Here is an 18,048-nt window from a genome sequence, read left to right on the forward strand (position 1 = left end):
GACATCAGGTTCTCAGCCGGTCCCTGTGGTACGCGCCTCGGTCAGCGCCCTGTGCGTCTCGTCGTCGAGCCAGACCACCCAGTCCGCAGGGAACTCCGCGCGGTCGAGGTTGACGACCCAGTGGGCCGGTACGATCTTCTGCGCCACCATCGCGTAGGCGACGTACCGCGCGCAGGCGATGGCTCCGGCGGGCACGAGATGACCCGGATCGTCGAAGCCCTCGGGGTAGTTCGGGTGCTCGCCCGGTTTCAGGTGCAGGAAGAAGGGGCGGATGTTCTCCGGCCCCAACTGCTCCCACCAGACGAGGCTCTGCTCGTAGAGGTCGATGCAGGGGACGCTGGTCTCGACGGAGAGGTCGCGCATCGCCATCGCGTACTCCGGGATGCTGCGCGGCAGATTGCCGTGCACGTCGTAGGTGTCCCTCTCGTGCGGGCTGATCAGGACGGGGTGCGCGTTGCGTTCGCGCGCGCCGTCCACGAACCTCCTCAGATGCCGGGAGAAGTCCCCGTACGCCTCGCTTCTGAGCCACTCCTCCGGCTTCGCGTCGTTGATGCCGAAGGACGTCAGCAGGTAGTCGCCCGGGCGGATGTTCTGCAGGATCCAGTCCAGCCTGCCGCGCTCGTCGAACGTACGGGCGCTGGCGCCGGCCCGGGCGCAGTTGACGATCTCCACCTCCGGCCCGAAGAAGAAGTGGAACACCTGGCCCCACCCCGCCATCGGGGCTTTGCTCTGCTCCCGGTGGACGACCACGGAGTCCCCGGCCAGGAAGATCCGGCGGGGCCCCTCGGCTCCGGCCGAATGGTCAGACAGCACGTTCCCACCCCGCGTCCTGCCGGACCCGGTCGCTCCGGGCCGGCTCGGTGGTGTCGGCGCCGTGCGGCGGACGCGCGGGACCGACCGGGAGCCGAGTCGTGAGTTCTCCGACGGGCCCCTTCGGCGCCAGCCGGTACGCGGGCGCGGAGCCCAGCGCGTCGATGGCCTCGAAGGAGCGCTCGCAGTTCCCGCCGTTCTGGTGGGCGAAGAACTGCTCGGCCCTCTCCCGATATGGGCTCTCGACCGTGAACCGCCGCCTCATGGCGGCGATGATCTCGTCGACCGCCTGGTCGACGGTCCGGCAGACCGGGCCGAACCCGTGCTCCGAGAGGTTGAAGTAGCCCCGCTTGTAGTGGCGGCCGTAGAAGTCCTCCTCGTCGAAGGGCACGTACACGAGGGGAATCCCCATGTAGGCCACGTCGAAGAAGACGGACGAGTAGTCGGTCACCATGAGGGAGCACTCCCGCATGGCGTCCTGGACGTCGCGGGACGTGGGGTCGGCCACCCGGATCGTGGCGGAGTCGATCCGGAAGTTGTGCAGGTAGGGACGGATCTCGTAGTGCGGGAAGAATTCGAGATCGACCCCGAACTGCTCCAGGGCGGTGACGAGCCGCCGGTCGGAGAGGAGCGAGCGGTAGAAGCGGAAGTACTCGGACTGCGTGAACGCCGTCTTCGCGGGTCCCGCGGACTTCTTGTACGAGGCGGTCACGATCCACTGCCGCCAGGTCGGCATCAGCAGGATGCGGGGCCGGTCCGTCGCCGTACGGGTCAGCGCGTCGAAGCGGGGCAGGCCCGCGAGGACCGCGCGGTCGCCGAAACCCGCCTCCAGCGCGAGGTACTCGCGCTCCTGACGGCCGGTGGTGACGATCATGTCGTAGCTGGTGATCCGCTGGTCCACGCCGGTGGTCACGTCGTTGTAGATGATGCCGTGCTGCAGGAAGACGCGCTGGTACTTGAGCAGCTCGCCGAACCGGTGCAGGAACAGGACCTTCCGGTAGCCCTCGGGCAGCAGGTACGACTCGGAGTCGTACGACCCGATCAACTTGGTGGCGTGGAGCAGGTACATCCGGTGCTTGAAGGAGTTGAGTTTGATGACATTGCCGTACTTGGCGACCTTGGCGTAGTCGGCGGCATTCCTGTCGATGACGTAGTACGCATTGCGGCGCTTGCGATGGGTCCGCATCCACGCGAAGAAGTGGTACGAGTTGTCCTGGGCCGTGTCCGAGCGTTCGCCGATGAGCCAGATCTCGCGGGAGTTCAGGAACGGGTGGACGAGCCAGTAGGCGAGGCGCATGCGCCAGCCGGGGTTGCGGGTCTTGAGGATGCGCATTTCACGGGCGAGGCGCCAGAGGGCGTGCTTCGCCCTGGCTCCCGCCGTGCGGTCGACCAGGCGCAGATGGAGGGCTTCCTGGCCTCCGACGGTGAGCAGGTAGGGGTGTCCGGCGATCTTTCCCGGGCCCTTCAGGCGGTGCAACGGCAGGCGGGCCTTCATGACGACGTTGCGCTGACGAGAACCGTCCTGGCGCAGCACCCGGAGACGGAAGTCCCCCACGCCGAACTTCCCGCGGACCAGCTCGGAGACGGGGATCTCCGCGTACCAGCCGGCGTACAGGTCCCGCTCGTTGCGCGCGTTCCACAGGTCGCGGCGGGCGACCTGCCGCAACGGCACCGCGATCTTGGCGTGCTTGGTCTGATGGACGAACTCCAGCCCGTTGAGCAGCGGCCCGCTCAGGTCCATGCCGGGGAAGGCCATGCAGCCCTCGACGACCAGGACGTCACCCCGGGTGCGGACCGACTCGACCACGACGTTCGGGTCGTTGACGCGCGCCGTCCGGGTCTCCACCGCCCCTCCGGGGAAGGTCCGGTAGAAGCCCTCGCTGTCGATCTCCAGCACGAGCGGCGCGCTCTCCAGCGCCGGAGCCGGGTCGCAGAAGAGCTCGAAGTTGCCGCTCTTGGCGGCGTAGTGGTCGAGCTGCTGGGCGGGGTTCGTGGCGTATTCGAGAATGACGTCGTCCGGAACCTGGGCGTAGTGCCTGCGGATGTCCGGGAACATCTCCGCCAGTTGCGACCTGGCCATCACGTTGCGCGCGTTGCACAGGAACCCCTTGTAGGTGCGCGTGACGTAGCGCTGGAACATGCGCCGGACGTCCTGGGGTTCCTCCGCCGTGTAGTTCAGCAGGAAGTGGTTGAGCCGCAGATGGTCGTGGTAGTTCGCCGGCTTGCTCCAGAGGGAGTCCATGATGGAGGAGCCGTCCGGGCGGCCCCGGTAGTAGTAGACCGGCTCGTCGACGATGCTGAGGGAGTTGGCCCGCAGCATGCTCGGCAGGGTCACCCAGGCGTCCTCGAAGTGGACGCCCTCGCCGAAGCGCACCTGCAGACGGCGCAGGAGGCCGGTGCTGAACAGCTTGTTGCAGGCGGAGCCGCTGAAGATCAGGTCCGGCACCGCGGCGAAGTCGTCGACGACCCGGTCGCCCTTGCCGAAGTACTTCTTCCACGGGCCGTAGGGGCGGTCGGGGAAGTTCACCAGGTCGCCGACCACGACCTCCGATCCGTTGCGCCACGCCGCCATCAGCAGCTTCGAGAGGGCGTCCTCCCCGAGGATGTCGTCGGAGTCGAGGAAGGTGACGTAGGGCGCGGTGACCAGGTCGAGGCCGTTGTTGCGCGCGTTCCCGAGCCCGCCGTTCTGCTGGTGGACCACGGTCACGTTGGCGTAGTGGCGGGCGAAGCGGTCGAGGATCCGCGGTGTGTCGTCGGTGGCCCCGTCGTCCACGAGGATGACCTGCGTCGCGACGAACCCCACCTGCGCGGCGATGGAGCCGAGGCAGTCGTCGAGGTACTTCGCGACGTTGTAGCAGGGGACGACGACCGCCATCTCGAAGGGGTAGTCGAGGGAGGTGATCGGCGGGTGCATCCGGCCGCGCCACCACATCCACGGCGCGTCGGGGTCGTTCTGCTCGGTCTCGAACGTCCGGCGTCCCGCCGCGGCGCACCGCACGGCCAGGTTGCCGCTGACCGTGCGGTATCCCTCCAGTTCCTCGTCCCGGGCGTGGAAGGCCAGTCCGGTGAGCTCCGCGTCACGCACGTTCAGGGGCGACCGGGAGCGGCTGCGGTTCCACTCGACGACGACCGAAACGTTCCAGACGGTGCTCTCGAAGAACTCCTTCCCGAGGGCGGCGGCGAGGTCCACCACTCCGTCGAAGTCGATGAACCGTTCGCCGACCCGGTTGTGGGCGATCGGCGTCACGACGTCCTTCTTGGAGTGCCGGTTGCGCACCGCGAGGGAGAGCCGGAGGTCGTCGCCGGCCTTGATCCGTCCGAACCGATTGGCGAGCCGGCCCTCGAAGCGCAGTTCCGACCCGTCGGTCTTCCAGCCGTCGAGCTGGGCGAAGAGCGGGACCTGGGAGAGGTTCGCCGCGGACAGCCCGAGTTCCGTGACGTCGAGCATGCGGCGCGCGTCCGGCAGGTGCAGATGGTCGCCGGACCAGTAGACGCGCCCTTCCTCCTCGACGAGGAAGGAGGAGAGCGTGCTCCTGCGCTGGGCGTAGTCCAGCGTCGTCAGGGCCGCTTCGGTCTCCTGGTACATGAGGAGGTAGGCGCGCACCCGGTCGATCGGGTCGCACAGTTCGAAGGCTTCCTCGCTGATGGAGCGGAGGTAGTTGCTCGCGATCTCGGCGAAGCCCTGCTGGAACTCCGGGTCGCCCGCCGCGAGCGCCCGCATGTACAGCCGCAGGTCGTGAGCGAGGAACTTCGAGTCCTTGCGGACCTTCAGCGACCACAGGCCCCGCTCCATGAGGAACGCGTCGGTGGCGCGGTGCACGGCGACGCGGTCCCTGATGCTGCGCAGTTCGCCGGTGCGCCCGGTGATCGAGCCGCCCTCGGGTTCCCACATCCAGCGGTACACGGGATCGGTGATGACGGTTATGCCGTCGGCGAGGCAGCCCGCCGTGGTGGAGAAGTACGTGTCCTCGTAGAACACACCCTCCGGGAACCAGACCCCGCTACCGCGCAGGAACTCGACGCGGTACAGCTTCGCCGCGGCGATGGGGTCGTTCAGCATCAGCGGGAACTCGGCGAGTCCGGGCACGGTGCGCCGCATGGCGTACACCTCCGGCGCCCAGCCCTCGGTCTCGCCGGTGGCCCGGTTGACCCGGACCGCCTTGCCGGCGGTGATGTCGCTGCCGCTCTCCAGCGCGCCCGCCAGCAGGAGCTCGCAGGCGCGCGGGGGCAGTTCGTCGTCGGCGTCGAGGAACATGACGTACTCGCCCGCGGCCTGGGCGATGCCCATGTTCCGCGGCGCTCCGACGCCCCCGCTGTTGGTGGGCCGGCGCAGAACGCGGACCCGCGGGTTGTTGCCCGCGAAGCTCTTGACGATGTCGAGGGTGTCGTCGGTCGAGGCGTCGTCGACGATGACGATCTCGACGAGCTCGTAGGTCTGGTTGACGGCCGACTGGAGTGCCTTGCCGATCGTCGCGGCCGCGTTGTAGGCGGGGATGACGACGGTCACCCAGACGTCGGGGGTGTCCTGTTCGTGGCTCATCGATCGCCTTCTCGGTCGCCCGGGTATCCGTCTCGCTCAGGCTGGGGCGCGTAGGCGGCGGCGTAGTACCGCTCGCCCTGAACCGGGTGGCCGTAGCCGCGATCAGGCTGAAGATACGTTTCTGCTGACGGCCATTCCCCCTGGTACGCATACGGCATGGCGGGGTCCTGGACCGGGTACGGCTGGGGGTACGGCTGGAAGCCGGGGTCGCCCTCCGGCTGCTTCTCCAGCAGCCGCTCCGCGTCCCGCAGTTTCTCCTCGACCCCGCGGCGGTGCCGCCCCCGGTGCATCTGGGGGGCGATGGTGCCCGCCGTGGAAGGGGTCGAACTCAGCTCGGCCATCACCTTGGTGAAGTCCCTGGTGGACAGCCAGAACTTGTACATGATGATCAGCTCGAAGGCGCCGAGCAGGATCGCGGACACCAGCGTGGTCATCAGGATCCGGCCGATCAGCGGGCCGACGATGAAGATGAACATCTGGAACTCGATGCCGCTGATGAGGTGCGGCCTGATGCGGCTGCGCAGCATGGCGTGGCGTACACGCTGGTACCACGGGAAGCGGTGGCGGAACTGGGCGTGCAGGTCCACCACGTGGGCGGCGTCGGACTGCGCCTTGAGCGTCTCCGCCTCGGCCTCGGGATTCTCCCGGAGCAGATCCTCCATGAACTGGATCTGCTGCCCCTCCGCCTCCGCGGCCACCCGGCCCGCCGACGCCTCGACCGCCGCCGCGCGCTCGGCGTCCCGCTTCTCCTTCGTCACCTTTTCGATCTTCGCGCGCATCGACATGCGCATCTTGTAGATCTGGAGGGCGTCGACGTAGCGGAGCATGTCGAGGAAGACGACCATCAGCGCGGCGAGGAGGAAGCGCTCGTCGTCGGTCCGCAGGTATTGACCGCCCATCAGGGCCAGTGCGCAGAAGAGCACCCGGATGCGGTCGAAGACATAGTCGAGCCAACCGCCGAAAACCGTGCCGTTGCCCTTGAGCCGCGCCAGTTTCCCGTCGATGCAGTCGAAGATGAAGCTGAGGTGGTAGAGCGCCGCGCCGATCGCGAGCGACAGCGGGTCGCCCTTGAGGAAGAACCCGGCCGAACCGAGCCCCACGAACAGCGCCGCCCAGGTCACACGGTTGGGGGTGATGAAGCGGAACCGCGCCATCACGATCAGCATGCGGGTCGCCACGGGGTCGACCAGCACCACCGTCCACCACGCGTCACGCTTCTTGCATGTCAGCTTCTGGACGGCACGCAGGGACAGCTTGGCCATAACCCCTCAGTCACGAGAACCAGCAAACAGCCCTCGGCCATGCATGGGCAGACAACGAGGCGCCTCCATGTTCACCAGGTCTCCCCCGGTTGTTCACATGAAAGATCTCCAGACTTTATCAAAAACTCATCCGATGTGAACTGGTGTCGCCATCGTTTTGATCTTCAGTGCGGTATAAGCGATCAGAATCGGTCACACCGTGTGCCCGGAATCGAACTCCAGACCGTTCGACCGTGACGTGCGGTGAGCGACCGCCAGTCGCCCGTCGGCGGTGAGCGCCGCCAGGGTGAGCGCCCCGTTCCGCGCGCGGACGGCCGTCGGCGAGAAGGCCGCGGCGGTACCCACCCCGCTCCACCACACTCCCGTGTCCGGGCGCCCCTCCACGTAGCCGCCGACGAGACGCCGCCCGTCGGAACCCGACCCCACGAGCACCGTGCAGGTCCAGCCGTCCACGTCCACCCCCAGGACGCCGGTCGGCGGCCCGTCGCCGCCACCGCCCCCGAGGGGCAGCGGGGCGGCGGCCCCCGGCCACCAGACGGCGGGCTCGCGGGTCGACGCGTCACGGAACAGGACGGTGCCGGGCTCCGCCCCCGCCGCCATCGACCCCGGCACGGGCGTGAACGGAACGCCGCGGTCCTCGGTCCACGTGCCTTCGTCCCCGGTACGGTGCCAGCGCACCACCGCCCCTGTGTCACGGGTGCGGGCCATCAGCTCCACTTCCCCGCGCGCCGTGGTGACGGCCACCAGCTCGTCGGCCACCCGCAGACCGCTGAGGTGGTACCACGGCGTCCACGCCCCGTCGGGCGACTGATGACGGAAGCTCACGCTGTGGCCGAAGTTCCGGGCGAACACGAAGAGGCCGCCGGCGCGGTCGAAACCGGCCGCGGGGAATCCCCCCTCCCTGCTCTTGTACCGGTCTCCGGGGTTGGGAGTGCCCAGCGAGTGCCAAGGGGTGAGCGCACGCCAGGTGCGGTACTGCACGGCGTGCACGATCTCGACGTCGTCGCCCCCGTCGGCACGCGCGCTCCGGCGCAGAGCGAACAGGTGCACGAACCCGCAGGGGTCCTGCACCACCGACAGCCCGGGCATCAGGCGGGGTCCCGGCAGCAGTTCCGGCCCCAGCCACCCGGTGCCGCCGGGCTCCGCCTGGGTCCACCGCACGACCCCGGCGGCGGACGGCAGGAACGCGGTCAGCCGACCGTCGAACCCCTCCGTGAGCCACTTCGTCGTACGCGGATAGCGCGACCCGGCGGCGGCGCCCAAGTCCTCGTCCGCGTCCCTGCGGCACTCCACGAAGACCGGTACCCCCGACTCCAGTTGGAGCGCGCGCACCGCGGCCAGCGCCGCCAGGGCGGCGGCGGCGCGGCGGGGCTCCGCGTGCACGGGCACCCCCGCGTCCGCGTCGAAGTCCACGCGCGTCGGGTCGGGGTCGGCGATCCGGACCCACCGGGGACGCAGTCCGCGCAGTTCCCGCAGGAGCGGCTCCCCGGGGCCGCCCGCCCCACCGGCGTACACCGGGCCGCCGCGCACCGCGCACCCGCGTCGGGACGCCTCGGCGAGCGCGCCCTCCAGGGCGGCCCGTTCGTCCTTGCTCCCCTCTTCGGCGCACAGCACCCGAATCGCCGTCCCGGGGTTCTCGGACGAGACCAGGCGGGCCGCGTCGCCCGGACCGCCCGCGACGATCGTCACCTCCCGGAGGTCGTCGCGCACGGCACCGGAGGCGTCGGGCCTCGCTGCCGCACCGTCACTCGCCCTGCGGGCCACGTCGTCCGTCCTTTCCGGGGGTGCCCTGCGCCACGGGGCTCATATCCGGTGCCAGTCGCTCAGGGACAGCCCCTGGCCGGCCTCCTGCCGGGCCACGGCAGGGCGTCCGTCGGTACCGACGACAGCGACGGCCAACGCTCCGCGCCCGTCGAGGACGAGCGCGGGATCACCGGCGCATCTCCTGCCGGTGTCCGTCCACCACACGCCGTCGCGCTCCCCCTCCGTCGCGCAGACGCCGAGCCGTACCGTGCCGCTCAGGCCCCGGAAGGCGAGCACCGTGCAGTCGATTCCGTCCAGCGTGATGCGCACCGCGCTGATCCGTCCGTCCCCCGGCTCGCCGCCCAGGGGCACCGGCCGGCGTCCCGCGCGGACGGCTGTCACGCCGGAGTTGCGCAGGTCGGTCAGGTAGTACGTCAGACCTCCGGGCGACGTCTCCAGCGCGCTCACGGACCCGGGCAGCGGGATCGCACCGGTCCGGTACCCCGGGGTCGGCGGACCGCCCGGCTTCTGCCGGCAGAAGTGCGAGGCACCGGTGCGCGCGGGGACGAGCACCTCCACCAGACCTGCCGAGCCGGTCGCGAGAACCGGCTGGTCCGTGACGCCCGTGCCGGGCAGCTCGTACCACGCCTCCCACCGGCCCCGGCCGTCCTCACGGCGCAGCGCGAGCGAGCCTGGTCCGGTGGGGACGCAGACGTGGAGGGCGCCGTCCGCGGCCACGGCCCCCGCGGGGTCACCGACCTCGACGGCCCGGGCCGGGTCCTTGAAGGGGTTTCCGAGGGAATGCCACACCGTCACCGGCCGACCGGTCTGGTACTGGGTCGCGTGCACGATGTCCACGTCGGTCCAGTCGTCGGTACGCGGACGCGACCGGCGGCCGAGGAAGTGGGCGTAGCCACTCGGACCCCGGAACACGGAGAGCCCGGTGACGTCCTTGGCGGGAAGGGTGACCGGCCCGGCCCAGGACCGCGAGCCGGGAGCCTCCTCCGTCCAGCGCAGGACGGCGCCGTCGACGTGCACGTAGAAGGTCAGCCTTCCGTCGTGGCCCGTCAGGAGCCAGGACCCCTCGGGGGCCGTGACCCCCGTTCCGGGGGAGGCGGGAGCGACTCCGGTCCAGCCGGCTCCGTCGGGGGAGACACCGTTCATGGTGGGCCGTCACCCTCCAGGGGCGTGAGGCCCTCGGAGGACGAGGGCGCGGGAAACAGGGCGTGGTGGACTGCGGAGGGGAGGCTGCGCGTGCAAAGGGTGGCGCGGTCGGTTCAGCGGCGGGCGTCCGGGTGCCGGAGGCACCATCCGTCCCAGGCGGACGTCACCATCTCCCGGAGGTCGCGCCGGGCGGACCAGTCGAGCTCGTCCCTGATCCGTGCGGCCGACGCCACCACCCGCGCCGGGTCGCCCGGCCTGCGCGGGGCGCCGACGGGCGCGCTGTCGGCTCCGTAGCCGGTCACCTCACCGATGAGGCCGATCATGCGGCGCACCGAGACGCCTTCGCCGCGGCCGATGTTGAGGACGAGGTCGGTACCGGGTCCCCGGGCGAGCAGGTGCCGCGCCGCGGCGAGGTGCGCCGACGCGATGTCCTCGACGTGGATGAAGTCCCGCACGCAGGTGCCGTCCGGGGTGGCGTAGTCCTCGCCGAAGACCACCGGGGCCTCGCCGCGGGTGATCTTCTCAAAGACCATGGGGACGAGGTTGAAGACGCCTCCGTCGGCGAGCTCCGGCGTCGCCGCCCCCGCCACGTTGAAGTAGCGCAGGGAGGCGGTGGCCATCGCGTGGGCCTTCCCCGCGGCGCGGACCATCCACTCTCCGGCGAGTTTCGTCTCGCCGTAGGGATTGATCGGAGCGCAGGGCGTGTCCTCGGTGACCAGGTCGACGTCGGGCATGCCGTAGACCGCCGCGGACGAGGAGAAGACGAACGCCTCGACACCGCTCTCCGCGCACGCTTCCAGCAGGGTCTGCAGGCCGTGCACGTTCTCGCGGTAGTAGTGCAGGGGGCGCGCGACGGACTCGGCCACCTGTTTCTTCGCCGCGAGGTGCACCACGCCCGCCACCGAGAGTTCGCGCAGGGTGCGCCTCAGGCAGGCGCCGTCGAGGGTGGACCCCTTCACGAAGGGGACGCCTTCGGGAATCCTGGAGGGATCTCCCGTCGAGAGGTCGTCGAGCACGGCGACCCGCTCACCGGCCGCCAGCATCGCACGCACGACGTGGGACCCGATGAACCCCGCTCCGCCCGTAATCAACCAAGTCATGCGCGAATAATAGTTCGACACCAAACCTACGCATCATCCACCCCAAAATTCACCTCGCCCACCTGTTCAAGCGCTCATCTGTTCTATAGTGCTCGGTCAGTCGACTTTCACGGACCGGTTCACCCCCCACCCGGGTCCCGCGCACTTCCCTGCCCGCGACGGGCGACGAGATTTGAGGACTCGGCACGATGAGCCACGACGAGAGCACACCTGATCCGCACAACGGCCCTCCGGCATCGCACGGGCGAGGGCGGGGCCGCCGGAAGGAGCGCAAGCGCCGCAGGGGCCTCAAGATCACGCTCGGCATCGTCCTCGTCCTGCTGATCGCGGCAGGCGGCACCGCCTACTGGATGTACCGCGACCTCGACAACAACATCACGTCCGTCGACATCGACTCCAAGCTCGACGAGAAGGAACGGCCGGAGAAGCTGCCGACGTCCGGACAGAACATCCTCGTCCTCGGGTCGGACTCGCGGGCCGGGGCCGAGAACAAGGCGCTCGGCGGTGGTGGCGGCGTCAGCGGCGCACGGTCGGACACGGCGATGGTCGTGCACATACCCGAGGGCCGCACCGAGGCCGTCGCGGTCTCGATACCCCGCGACACCCTGGTGACCCGGCCCGAGTGCGTCAAGAGCGACGGCTCCACGATGAAGTCCGCCGAGCGCGTCATGTTCAACTCGGTCTACTCGCAGGTGGGTCCGGCCTGCGTCGTCAAGACCGTCGAGAAGATGTCCGGCGTGCGGATCGACCACTATCTGGAGATCAACTTCGCCGGCTTCAAGGGTCTCGTCGACGCCATAGGCGGTGTCACCGTCAAGGTCGACGAGCCCATCAAGGACAGTTCGTCCGGCCTGAACCTCACCGCCGGTACGCACAAGCTCGACGGCACCCAGTCGCTCGCCTTCGTCCGGACCCGCCACGGCATCGGGGACGGGAGCGACCTCGGCCGGATCGGCCTCCAGCAGCAGTTCCTCTTCGCGCTGCTGAAGGAGGTCAAGAAGCAGGACCTGCTGGGTAGCCCCACCAAGTCGTACAAGATCGCCAGTGCCGCCACCGAGTCGCTGACCACCGACTCCAGCCTCGCCTCGCTGACCTCGCTGGCGGAGTTCGCCCGTTCGATGAACGGCGTCGACCCGTCGACCATGGAGACGATCATGCTGCCGGTGGAGTACGACAAGGCCGACCCGAACCGGGTGGTGGCCGCTCACCCGCAGTCCGACGACCTGTGGAAGGCGATCCGCACGGACTCCACCATCCCCGAGTCCGCCAAGAAGTCCCCGGCGACCGGCGGCTGACGGCCCGTAGCCGGCGTGCGGTAACGAGGAGGGGCGTGCGGGTCACCGCACGCCCCTCCTCCGTCTCCGTGCGGGTCACCGCCCGCCGGTGGCCAGCCGGCTGTGCTTGCGCCCGTACACGAGGTAGATGACCACGCCCAGCGCCATCCAGACCGCGAACCGGAGCCAGGTCTCCACCGGCAGGTTGAGCATCAGCCAGACCGAGGCGGCCACCGAGAGGACCGGGAGCAGCGGCACCCAGGGGGTACGGAACGCCCGGGGCAGGTCGGGGCGGGTGCGGCGCAGCACGATCACGCCGAGGGCCACCACCACGAACGCGAAGAGCGTCCCGATGTTCACCAGGGTCGCCAGCTCGTCGATGCTGGTGAATCCGGCGACGATCGCGATGACGACGCCGAGCAGGATCGTCGGACGGTACGGGGTGCGGTACTTCGGGTGGGTCACGGAGAAGAACCGGGGCAGCAGCCCGTCGCGGCTCATCGCGAAGAAGACGCGGGACTGGCCCAGCAGCAGGATCATGCAGACGACGGTGAGCCCGACGGCGGCTCCGAAGCTGATGACGCCCGCGTAGAAGGGGTGGCCGACAGCCTTGAAGGCGTCCGCCAGCGGGGCGCTCACGGAGAGTTCGGTGTAGTGCTGCATGCCGGTGACCACGACGGAGACGGCGACGTAGAGCACGGTGCAGATGAGGAGCGACCCGAGGATGCCCCGGGGCATGTCCCGCTGGGGGTGCCGGGTCTCCTCGGCCGCGGTGGCGACCACGTCGAAGCCGATGAAGGCGAAGAAGACGATCGAGGCGGCGGTGAAGATGCCCATCACGCCGAAGTTGGTGGGCGCGTAGCCGAACACCGCCTGGATCAGCGGGGAGTCGAGCCCGGTGCCGGACGGCTGAGGCTCTGCCTCCGGGATGAAGGGCGAGTAGTTGCCGGAGTCGATGAAGAAGAGCCCGGCGACGATGACGATCAGGACGACGGCCACCTTGATGGCGACGACGACGGTGGTGACCCGGGCCGAGAGCTTCATGCCGAGCACCAGGACGGCGGTGAGGACCAGCACGAGGAGGAACGCCAGAAGGTCGAAGCCGAAGCCGGACGCCACGTCGGTGCCGGAGAGCACGTCGGGCAGCGCCCAGTCCGCGTTGTCCAGCAGTGAGCGTACGTACCCGGACCAGCCGACGGCCACCACCGCCGTGCCCAGCGCGAACTCCAGCACCAGGTCCCAGCCGATGATCCACGCCACCAGTTCGCCGAGCGAGGCGTAGGAGAAGGTGTACGCGGAGCCCGCGACGGGGACCGTGGAGGCGAACTCGGCGTAGCAGAGGGCGGCCAGCGCGCAGACCACGCCGGCGACCGCGAAGGCGATGGCGGTCGCGGGGCCCGCGGTCTCCTTGGCGACCTTGCCGGTGAGGACGAAGATGCCGGTGCCGATGACGACTCCGACGCCGAAGACCGTGAGGTCGAGGGCGGAGAGCGACTTCCTGAGCGCGTGCTCGGGCTCTTCGGTGTCCTGCAGGGACTGCTCGATCGTCTTGGTCCGGAACAGCCCGTCCCGGCCGGGGGGTGTCCCCTGCTCCACGCTCACCTGCGTACCTCCGCGCACTCGTCGTGGGCGCCATCATGGGGAGGTCCCCCGGGCGCGGGACGCCTTGCGGGGCATGTCGCGCGAACGGGCCGGTGCCACCACCCGTACAGGGAGGCGGCACCGGCCCATTCGGCGGTACGCGGGGGTGCGCCGGACGGCGTCCGGAGCGGGTCGAGGGCGCGGGGTCAGTCGCGGGCGGGTTCCGCGTCGCGGGTCTCGTAGCGGCCGTCGAGCTTGGCGACGAGCCCGGTGACCTGGCGGGCGATGTCCGGGGCGGTGAGGCCGATCTCGGCCATGACCTCGTTGCGCGAGGCGTGGTCGAGGAAGACCGGCGGGATGCCGAAGTCGCGCAGCGGCAGGTCGATGCCGGCGTCGCGGAGCGCCTGGGCGACGGCGGAGCCGACACCTCCGACGCGGCTGTTGTCCTCGACGGTGACGACGACCCGGTGGCGGTCGGCGAGCGGGGCCATGGCCTCGTCGACCGGCTTGACCCAGCGGGGGTCGACCACGGTGGTGGAGATGCCCTGGGCGTCGAGCAGGTCCGCGATCTCCAGGCACATGGGTGCGAGCGCGCCGACGGAGACCAGCAGCACGTCGGGCCGGTCGGTGCCGGGGACGCGCAGCAGGTCCATGCCGCCGACGGTGCCGACCGCCTTGACGGCCGGGCCGACCGCGCCCTTGGAGAAGCGGACCACGGTGGGCGCGTCGTCGACGTCGACGGCCTCGCGCAGCTGGGCGCGGACCTGGTCGGCGTCGCGCGGGGCGGCGATCCGCAGCCCCGGCACGCACTGGAGGATCGACATGTCCCACATGCCGTTGTGCGAGGCACCGTCGGTGCCGGTGATGCCGGCCCGGTCCAGGACGAAGGTGACGCCGCACTTGTGCAGGGCGACGTCCATCAGGACCTGGTCGAAGGCGCGGTTGAGGAAGGTGGCGTACACCGCGAAGACGGGGTGCAGTCCGCCGGTGGCGAGGCCGGCGGCGGAGACCGCGGCGTGCTGCTCGGCGATGCCGACGTCGTAGATGCGCTCGGGGAACTCTTCCTCGAACTTGCCGAGGCCGACCGGCTGGAGCATGGCGGCGGTGATCGCGACGATGTCCTCGCGCTCCCGGCCGAGCTTGACCATCTCCTCGCCGAAGACGGAGGTCCAGTCGAGGCCGGAGGTGGCGATGGGCAGCCCGGTGTCGGGGTGGATCTTGCCGACGGCGTGGAAGCGGTCGGCCTCGTCCTCGAGGGCGGGGGTGTAGCCGCGGCCCTTCTCGGTGATGCAGTGGACGATGACCGGTCCGCCGAAGCGCTTGGCGCGCAGCAGGGCGGACTCCAGGGCCTCGAGGTCGTGGCCGTCGATGGGGCCGACGTACTTCAGGCCGAGGTCCTCGAACATGCCCTGGGGTGCGATGAAGTCCTTGAGGCCCTTCTTCGCGCCGTGCAGCGTCTCGTAGAGCGGCCGGCCGACGACGGGGGTGCGCTCCAGAAGGTCCTTGCCGCGGGCGAGGAAGCGCTCGTAGCCGTCCGTGGTGCGCAGGGTGGCGAGGTGGTTGGCGAGGCCGCCGATGGTGGGCGCGTAGGAGCGCTCGTTGTCGTTGACGACGATGACGAGCGGGCGGTCCTTGGCGGCGGCGATGTTGTTGAGCGCCTCCCAGGCCATGCCGCCGGTGAGGGCTCCGTCGCCGATGACGGCGACGACGTGGTCGTCCTTGCGCAGCACCTCGTTGGCCTTGGCGAGGCCGTCGGCCCAGCCGAGGACGGTGGAGGCGTGCGAGTTCTCGATCACGTCGTGCTCGGACTCGGCGCGCGAGGGGTACCCCGACAGGCCGCCCTTGCTCTTGAGCCGGGAGAAGTCCTGGCGGCCCGTGAGCAGCTTGTGCACGTAGCTCTGGTGGCCGGTGTCGAAGAGGACCTTGTCGCGGGGCGACTCGAAGACCCGGTGGAGGGCGATGGTCAGCTCGACCACGCCCAGGTTGGGGCCCAGGTGCCCACCGGTCTTGGACACGGCGTCGACCAGGAACGTACGGATCTCCCCGGCGAGCTGTTCCAGCTGGTCGAGGCTGAGCCGGTCCAGGTCGCGCGGTCCCTCGATGCGGGTCAGCAGGTCCACCCGTGCCTCCTTGCGTGTGAGCTGGTCGAGCGTGTCGATTTGGACGAGTCTAATGTTCCGGCCCGGGGCCGCGGCATCGGGCGGTGCGTTCCTTCTCACGCCCGGAGTGCCACCGGGCGTGGCGCCCGGCGTCGCGCACCCGCCGCGACCTCGCGCTGGATGCTCCTACCCCGGGAGTGCCGGTCGTCCCCGGGGACCGGCCTCGAACACAGGGGGAACACGCGTCGCACACGGACGCGCGGGTGCCCGGCACCCCCTGGGGGACGCCGGGCACCCGCGCGGAGCCGTGGTTCAGGCGCGGCCCGCCGTCTTCTGGGTCTTCCGGGTGACGGAGTCGATGCAGACCGTCGCCAGGAGGACGGCACCCGTGATCATGTACTGGACCGGGGTGGCGATGCCTTCGAGGTTCAGACCGTACTGGATGGAGACGATCACCATCACGCCGAGGAGGGCGTTCCAGGTGCGGCCCCGGCCGCCGAAGAGGCTGGTGCCGCCGATGACGGCCGCCGCGATGACGTTCATCAGCAGGTCGCCGGTGCCGGCGCTCTGGTTGGCGGACGCGATCTTGGAGGCCCAGAACAGGCCGCCGATGGCCCCGAACGTACCGGCGATGGCGAACACCGAGACGCGGATCGCGGTGACGTTGATACCGGCGCGGCGGGACGCCTCGACGCTGCCGCCGAGGGCGAAGATCTTCCGGCCGTAGGCCGTGCGGCGCAGGACGAAGTCCGTGATGACCAGAGCCACGATGAAGAGGACGAACGCCAGGGGCAGACCGCGGTCCTGGTTGAACATGAACGCGGCGGCGAAGGCGAAGACCGCCAGGACGACCGTGCGCACGATGATGTCGGAGAGCGGGCGGGAGGGGACCCCGGCCGCCTCACGGCGGCGGCTGTCGAAGAAGGCCGACAGGAAGAAGGCCACCACGCCGACGGTGGCGAGGCCGTAGGCCGCGGCGACGTCGGTGAAGTAGTACGTCGTCATCTGGCCGACGACGCCCTTGCTGTCCAGGTTGATGGTGCCCGTGTCGCCGAGCAGGTTGAGCATGAAGCCGAGCCAGAACAGCAGGCCGGCCAGGGTGACGGCGAAGGCCGGGGCGCCGATCTTGGCGAAGAAGAAGCCGTGGATCGCGCCGATCACCGCACCGCTGACGATGGCGACGAGGATGGCGAGCCATTCGTTCATGCCGTGCGTGATGGTGAGCACCGCGACGAGGGCGCCCGAGACACCACTGACCGAGCCGACCGAGAGGTCGATCTCACCGAGCAGCAGCACGAAGATGATGCCGACGGCCATCATGCCGGTGGCGACCATCGTGACGGAGATGTCGGTGATGTTCTTCGCGGAGAGGAACTCGGAGTTCATGCTCTGGAAGACGATGCAGATGATCACCAGACCGATGATCACCGGAAGCGAACCCAGGTCACCCGCGCTGATCTTGCGCTTGAACTCGCTGAAGTAGCCGCCCAAACCCTGCTCGCGGACGAGCAGCCGGGGGTCGACCGCGGTGGCGGCGCCGTCGGCGGCCTCCTGGTTGACGACCGGCGATTCCGCCGTGGCGGTGGAGGTCTTGTCCGTGGTCACTTCGAAACCTCCGCGGTGCGCGCCGCACGACGGGTCACGGCGTTGTCCGTGGCGCCCGTGATGGCAGAGATGATCTCTTCGTGCGAGGTGGTCTTCACGTCGAAGACGCCGTTGTTGTGGCCGAGACGCAGCACGGCGACCTTGTCGGCCACCGCCTTGACGTCGGCCATGTTGTGACTGATGAGGATGACCGCGAGACCGCGCTCGCGCAGCCTCTCGACCAGGTCGAGGACCTGGGCGGTCTGCTCGACGCCGAGGGCGGCCGTCGGCTCGTCGAGGATGACCAGCTTCGGCTCACCGAGCATCGAACGGGCGATGGCCACTGTCTGGCGCTGACCGCCGGAGAGCGAGGCGATCGGGATGCGGACGCTGGGGATGCGGATGGAGAGCGTGGAGAGCAGCTCGCGGGAGCGGCGCTCCATCTCGACCTCGTCGAGGATGCCGAAGCGGCGGAGCTCCCGGCCGAGGTAGAGGTTGCCCACGACGTCGAGGTTGTCGCACAGGGCGAGGTCCTGGTAGACCGTCGCGATGCCGAGGCCCTGGGAGTCCTGGGGGCGGTTGATGTGGACCGGCTTGCCGTCCCACTCGATGACGCCGTCATCGATGGGGTGGACACCGGCAATGGTCTTGACCAGCGTTGATTTACCGGCTCCGTTGTCGCCCACCAGGGCGACGACCTCACCGGCGTGGACCTCGAGCTCGACTTCGGTGAGTACCTGTACGGCACCGAATCGCTTCGAGATCCCTCGCAACGCCAACACGGGCGTAGCGGACACGTGAACCATCTCCTTCGCCGCCTGACCGGCGGGGATGCCGCGCCTGGGGGGAGGCGCGGTGGTTGAGCAGAAGAGAAAGCGAGGAAGCGTTTCC

11 protein-coding genes are annotated in these 18,048 nt (G+C 69.7%); 1 reads left to right on the forward strand and 10 read right to left on the reverse strand.

Annotated features, from left to right (window positions below):
- Positions 1–12: 12 nt before the first annotated feature.
- From ACWCSV_RS25815 to galE, 6 genes are all read right to left on the reverse strand, one after another.
- Complete coding sequence (locus tag ACWCSV_RS25815; RefSeq protein ID WP_451146034.1) at positions 13–813, reverse strand: rhamnogalacturonan acetylesterase; 801 nt, start codon at positions 811–813, stop codon at positions 13–15.
- The gene (locus tag ACWCSV_RS25820) at positions 803–5,350 is read right to left on the reverse strand and encodes a bifunctional glycosyltransferase/CDP-glycerol:glycerophosphate glycerophosphotransferase (protein WP_451146036.1); all 4,548 of its coding nucleotides are present in this window, start codon (positions 5,348–5,350) and stop codon (positions 803–805) included. Before ACWCSV_RS25820 ends, ACWCSV_RS25815 begins: the two co-directional genes overlap by 11 nt.
- Entirely contained in the window at positions 5,347–6,612 is a 1,266-nt protein-coding gene (locus tag ACWCSV_RS25825; RefSeq protein ID WP_451146038.1) for a CDP-alcohol phosphatidyltransferase family protein, read from the reverse strand. The genes ACWCSV_RS25820 and ACWCSV_RS25825 overlap by 4 nt, the downstream gene beginning before the upstream one ends.
- Positions 6,613–6,804: 192 nt before the next feature.
- Entirely contained in the window at positions 6,805–8,376 is a 1,572-nt protein-coding gene (locus ACWCSV_RS25830; protein WP_451146040.1) for a hypothetical protein, read from the reverse strand.
- Between the two features lie 39 nt (positions 8,377–8,415).
- Positions 8,416–9,519, reverse strand: coding sequence for a hypothetical protein (locus ACWCSV_RS25835; protein ID WP_451146042.1), 1,104 nt, complete (start codon positions 9,517–9,519; stop codon positions 8,416–8,418).
- Positions 9,520–9,632: 113 nt separating this feature from the next.
- Entirely contained in the window at positions 9,633–10,619 is a 987-nt protein-coding gene (galE, locus tag ACWCSV_RS25840) for a UDP-glucose 4-epimerase GalE (RefSeq protein ID WP_451146044.1), read from the reverse strand.
- 188 nt (positions 10,620–10,807) lie between these two features.
- Here galE and ACWCSV_RS25845 point away from each other — a divergent pair, with 188 nt between their 5' ends.
- Positions 10,808–11,914 (forward strand): LCP family protein, encoded by a 1,107-nt coding sequence (locus ACWCSV_RS25845; protein ID WP_451146046.1) that lies wholly within the window; start codon positions 10,808–10,810, stop codon positions 11,912–11,914.
- A gap of 75 nt (positions 11,915–11,989) precedes the next feature.
- Here ACWCSV_RS25845 and ACWCSV_RS25850 read toward each other — a convergent pair whose 3' ends face one another.
- The 4 genes from ACWCSV_RS25850 to ACWCSV_RS25865 form a co-directional block, all read right to left on the reverse strand.
- Complete coding sequence (locus tag ACWCSV_RS25850; RefSeq protein ID WP_451146088.1) at positions 11,990–13,456, reverse strand: amino acid permease; 1,467 nt, start codon at positions 13,454–13,456, stop codon at positions 11,990–11,992.
- A 224-nt stretch (positions 13,457–13,680) separates the two neighbouring features.
- Positions 13,681–15,594, reverse strand: a complete 1,914-nt coding sequence (gene dxs, locus ACWCSV_RS25855) for a 1-deoxy-D-xylulose-5-phosphate synthase (RefSeq protein ID WP_451146048.1) — start codon at positions 15,592–15,594, stop codon at positions 13,681–13,683.
- 291 nt (positions 15,595–15,885) lie between these two features.
- Positions 15,886–17,178, reverse strand: coding sequence for a sugar ABC transporter permease (locus tag ACWCSV_RS25860; RefSeq protein WP_451146050.1), 1,293 nt, complete (start codon positions 17,176–17,178; stop codon positions 15,886–15,888).
- Positions 17,175–17,963 (reverse strand): ATP-binding cassette domain-containing protein, encoded by a 789-nt coding sequence (locus tag ACWCSV_RS25865; RefSeq protein ID WP_451146052.1) that lies wholly within the window; start codon positions 17,961–17,963, stop codon positions 17,175–17,177. Before ACWCSV_RS25865 ends, ACWCSV_RS25860 begins: the two co-directional genes overlap by 4 nt.
- Positions 17,964–18,048 lie beyond the last annotated feature (85 nt).

The sequence above is a fragment of the Streptomyces sp. NPDC001770 genome (assembly GCF_053596135.1).

Excerpts from the sequence above, each read along its gene's own strand:
- ACWCSV_RS25835 (WP_451146042.1), bottom strand. The coding sequence starts at position 9,519 with ATGAACGGTGTCTCCCCCGACGGAGCCGGCTGGACCGGAGTCGCTCCC.
- ACWCSV_RS25825 (WP_451146038.1), bottom strand. The coding sequence starts at position 6,612 with ATGGCCAAGCTGTCCCTGCGTGCCGTCCAGAAGCTGACATGCAAGAAG.
- ACWCSV_RS25845 (WP_451146046.1), top strand. The coding sequence starts at position 10,808 with ATGAGCCACGACGAGAGCACACCTGATCCGCACAACGGCCCTCCGGCA.
- ACWCSV_RS25820 (WP_451146036.1), bottom strand. The coding sequence starts at position 5,350 with ATGAGCCACGAACAGGACACCCCCGACGTCTGGGTGACCGTCGTCATC.
- galE (WP_451146044.1), bottom strand. The coding sequence starts at position 10,619 with ATGACTTGGTTGATTACGGGCGGAGCGGGGTTCATCGGGTCCCACGTC.
- ACWCSV_RS25865 (WP_451146052.1), bottom strand. The coding sequence starts at position 17,963 with ATGGTTCACGTGTCCGCTACGCCCGTGTTGGCGTTGCGAGGGATCTCG.